This is a genomic window from Pseudomonas syringae (genome assembly GCF_021606685.1).
GTDB classification, from domain to species: Bacteria; Pseudomonadota; Gammaproteobacteria; order Pseudomonadales; family Pseudomonadaceae; genus Aquipseudomonas; species Aquipseudomonas syringae_R.
Map to the genome: position 1 here is coordinate 1 of NZ_WKCB01000142.1, position 3,566 is coordinate 3,566.

The 3,566-nt window shown below is 61.3% G+C and carries 5 protein-coding genes and 1 riboswitch; of the genes, 4 read left to right on the forward strand and 1 reads right to left on the reverse strand.

Going from position 1 to position 3,566, the window contains the following annotated elements; genetic code table 11:
• Positions 1-12 precede the first annotated feature (12 nt).
• Positions 13-215, forward strand: a riboswitch (cobalamin riboswitch).
• Positions 216-312: 97 nt separating this feature from the next.
• The 4 genes from GIW02_RS26870 to cobM all read left to right on the forward strand — a co-directional run bounded on the left by GIW02_RS26870 (position 313) and on the right by cobM (position 2,423).
• The gene (locus GIW02_RS26870; RefSeq protein ID WP_003190735.1) at positions 313-501 is read left to right on the forward strand and encodes a CbtB domain-containing protein; all 189 of its coding nucleotides are present in this window, start codon (positions 313-315) and stop codon (positions 499-501) included.
• Between the two features lie 11 nt (positions 502-512).
• On the forward strand, positions 513-1,217 hold the full coding sequence (locus GIW02_RS26875; protein WP_236419802.1) for a CbtA family protein: 705 nt from the start codon (positions 513-515) through the stop codon (positions 1,215-1,217).
• Complete coding sequence (locus GIW02_RS26880) at positions 1,214-1,606, forward strand: cobalamin biosynthesis protein (protein WP_236419803.1); 393 nt, start codon at positions 1,214-1,216, stop codon at positions 1,604-1,606. The genes GIW02_RS26875 and GIW02_RS26880 overlap by 4 nt, the downstream gene beginning before the upstream one ends.
• Before the next feature lie 70 nt (positions 1,607-1,676).
• Complete coding sequence (cobM, locus tag GIW02_RS26885; protein ID WP_236419805.1) at positions 1,677-2,423, forward strand: precorrin-4 C(11)-methyltransferase; 747 nt, start codon at positions 1,677-1,679, stop codon at positions 2,421-2,423.
• Between the two features lie 245 nt (positions 2,424-2,668).
• Here cobM and nfuA read toward each other — a convergent pair whose 3' ends face one another.
• Positions 2,669-3,253: a Fe-S biogenesis protein NfuA gene (gene nfuA / locus GIW02_RS26890; RefSeq protein ID WP_003190728.1), complete on the reverse strand. Its 585-nt coding sequence runs from the start codon at positions 3,251-3,253 to the stop codon at positions 2,669-2,671.
• Positions 3,254-3,566 lie beyond the last annotated feature (313 nt).

A 3,566-nucleotide genomic window follows, 5' to 3' on the forward strand; every position in this document is an offset into this window, starting at 1 on the left:
CCCCCATGCTCTCCTACACATCTTGTTTCGGGTGCCCCTCACAGGGTGAAACGGGAAACCGGTGACTCATGTTCGCATGCCAGTCCGGTGCTGCCCCCGCAACGGTAAGCGAGTGAAGTGTCAGATCCACTGTGCCTGTACAGCATGGGAAGGCGACGCTTTTAGGCTGAACGCCCCTCGCAAGCCCGGAGACCGGCCCGAAAAAATCAGATAACAAACCCGCGGTGGGCGGGCGCTGTTCAAAACCCTGCGTGCCTGGCTCGCGGGGTTTTCATGCGCTCGTTTCACCCTGACACCTGAAAGGGACGCGCCATGTCGATCATCAGCAGCACCTCGCACACCGCCACCAGCACCGCCACCCTCAGCCAACGCCTGACCGCCGCCATCGGTGCGTCGATCCTCGGCGCGTGCCTGGTGTATTTCGCCGGTTTCTCGCATATCGAAGCGGTGCACAACGCTGCTCACGATACCCGCCACAGCGCCGCGTTCCCGTGCCACTGAGACCTGCCGACATGATCAAGCGTATTGCCCAAACCGCAGGTTTCACCGGCCTGCTGGCCGCCCTGCTGCTGACCCTGCTGCAAAGCTTCTGGGTCGCCCCGCTGATTCTGCAAGCCGAAACCTTTGAAAAAGCCCCGGCAACCACCGAGGTGATGCACGAACACGCTGATGGCGCCGCCGCTCACAGCCATGACGCCGAAGCCTGGGAACCGGAAGATGGCTGGCAGCGCGTGCTGTCCACCACCGGCGGCAACCTGGTGGTCGCGGTTGGCTTCGCGCTGATGCTGGCCGGCCTTTACACCCTGCGCACACCAACGCGCACCGCCCAAGGCCTGCTGTGGGGCCTGGCTGGTTACGCAACCTTCGTGCTGGCGCCCACCCTGGGCCTGCCGCCAGAGTTGCCAGGCACGGCCGCCGCCGACCTGGCGCAGCGCCAGATCTGGTGGATCGGCACCGCCGCGTCTACCGCCGCCGGTATCGCGCTGCTGGTGTTTGGTCGCAACTGGCTGCTGAAAGCGCTGGGCGTGGCGATCCTGGCCGTGCCCCATGTGATCGGCGCGCCGCAACCGGACGTGCATTCGATGCTCGCGCCGCAAGCCCTGGAAGCGCAGTTCAAGATCGCTTCGCAGCTGACCAACGTAGCGTTCTGGCTGGCCCTGGGCTTGATCAGCGCCTGGCTGTTCCGCCGCAACCGCGACGACCACTACTCGGCATGACCCTGGTGGTCGGCCTGGGCTGTCAGCGGGGTTGTGACGTTCACACCCTGCTGGCGCTGTTTGACGGCGCGCTTGCCCACGCGGGCATCGACCGCCAGCGCGTGACCGCGCTGGCGAGCATCGATCTCAAGCAGGATGAACCGGGGCTGCTCGCGCTGGCCCAGCACCTGAACCTGCCCTTGCAGTGTTTCAGCGCCAGCCAACTGGCAGCGTATGAAGGCCAATTGAGCCACAAATCAGCCGTCGCGTTCACGCATACCGGCTGCTATGGCATCGCCGAAAGCGCCGCCCTGGCCCTGGCTGAACGCCTCGCCAATACCCCCGCCCGCCTGCTGATCACGCGCAAAAAAACCGCGCAGGCCACCTTTGCATTGGCCTGCGCCGGGTAAAATCCCGATAATTACCCTCTCTGAACATGAACAACGTTCATGCGCACCCGTTTTTAACCAGGAATCCCCCATGACCGTCTACTTCATCGGCGCCGGCCCAGGCGACCCGGAATTGATTACCGTCAAAGGCCAGCGGCTGATCCGCAGTTGCCCGGTGATCATCTACGCCGGCTCGCTGGTGCCTGCGGCGGTATTGGAGGGTCATCAAGCGCAGCAGGTGGTCAATAGCGCCGAGCTGCACCTGGAACAGATCATCGAGCTGATCAAGACCGCCCACGCCAACGGCCAGGATGTGGCGCGCGTGCACTCCGGTGATCCCAGCCTGTATGGCGCCATTGGCGAGCAGATCCGCTATTTGCGCGAGCTGAACATCCCGTTTCAGATTATCCCCGGTGTGACCGCAGTGGCCGCGTGCGCAGCGTTGCTGGAAACAGAGCTGACCCTGCCGGACATCGCCCAGAGCGTGATCCTGACCCGCTACGCCGATAAAACCAGCATGCCCGCGGGTGAAGACTTCGACAGCCTCGCGCGTCATGGCACGACCATGGCGATTCACCTCGGGGTTAACCACTTGGAAAAGATCGTCGCCGAGCTGCTGCCGCACTATGGCGCCGATTGCCCGATTGCCGTGGTGCATCGGGCGACGTGGCCGGATCAGGATTGGGTGGTGGGCACCCTCAATGACATTGCCGAGAAAGTCGCAGCCAAGGGCTTTCGGCGTACGGCACTGATTGTGGTGGGTCGGGTGCTGGCCAGTGATACTTTCAGTGAGTCATCGTTGTATCGGGCGGGGCATGCGCACCTGTACCGACCATAACAATCTACATGCACATTTAATCGTAACTATCTGATATAAATGTATAAATACAATTTCTGGAAAGGATTTACTTGCGAAAGCGGTGTGCCAGCCACTGAATTAGCGACGGATACACCGCTTTCGCGAGCAAGCCCGCTCCCACAGTTAATCTTTATTGTTAGAAAGATATCGCAACGCATTGAATTTTAAGTATAAAAAACGGCGCTCACGGGGCGCCGTTTTTTTGTTCGCAGTGAACGCCTTACTCAGTAGTAGGCGTTTTCTTTCTGCGTATGGTCGGTCACGTCACGCACACCCTTGAGCTCTGGAATGCGCTCCAGCAGGGTGCGCTCGATGCCTTCGCGCAGGGTGACGTCCGCCTGGCCACAGCCTTGGCAGCCGCCGCCGAACTTCAAGACGGCGATACCGTCATCCACGACGTCGATCAAGCTGACCTGGCCGCCGTGGCTGGCCAGCCCAGGGTTGATCTCGGTTTGCAGGTAGTAATTGATGCGCTCGTTGACCGGGCTGTCGGCGTTGACGTTCGGCACCTTGGCGTTTGGCGCCTTGATGGTCAGCTGGCCACCCATACGGTCGGTGGCGTAGTCGACCACGGCGTCGTCGAGGAAGGCTTCGCTGAAGGCATCGATGTAGGCGGTGAAGCTTTTCAGCCCCAGGGCGGTGTCTTCAGGCTTTTCTTCCCCGGGCTTGCAGTAGGCGATGCAAGTCTCGGCGTATTGGGTGCCGGGTTGGGTGATGAATACGCGGATGCCGATACCTGGGGTGTTCTGCTTGGACAGCAGGTCAGCCAGGTAATCGTGGGCGGCGTCGGTAATGGTTATGGCAGTCATGGAAACTCCTCACAGGCTTGCCGGCAGTTTACGCCAAAATATTACGTAGGTACAAAGTCCTAGTGTTTTTGTCGGGATAGGTTTTTTTGGGGGGGCGTTGGTGGTGTGTATATCCGTTGTTTGGGTAACGGCTGGAATGGGTTCCGCCCTTACGGCGGGTCACTTTGGAAAAGCCCCAAAGTAACCAAAGGGCTCTTGCCCCAACACTCGGCACCTCGCCTCCGGCTCGGTGTGCCCTCACTCCGGCTTTGGAGCGTGGGCCGCCGCGATGGGCCATCCATGGCCCAGCGCGGCTAACCCGGCGTCCTGCCGG

Coding starts and splice junctions, on each gene's coding strand:
- nfuA (WP_003190728.1), bottom strand. CDS start 3,253: ATGACTGCCATAACCATTACCGACGCCGCCCACGATTACCTGGCTGAC.
- GIW02_RS26875 (WP_236419802.1), top strand. CDS start 513: ATGATCAAGCGTATTGCCCAAACCGCAGGTTTCACCGGCCTGCTGGCC.
- GIW02_RS26880 (WP_236419803.1), top strand. CDS start 1,214: ATGACCCTGGTGGTCGGCCTGGGCTGTCAGCGGGGTTGTGACGTTCAC.
- cobM (WP_236419805.1), top strand. CDS start 1,677: ATGACCGTCTACTTCATCGGCGCCGGCCCAGGCGACCCGGAATTGATT.
- GIW02_RS26870 (WP_003190735.1), top strand. CDS start 313: ATGTCGATCATCAGCAGCACCTCGCACACCGCCACCAGCACCGCCACC.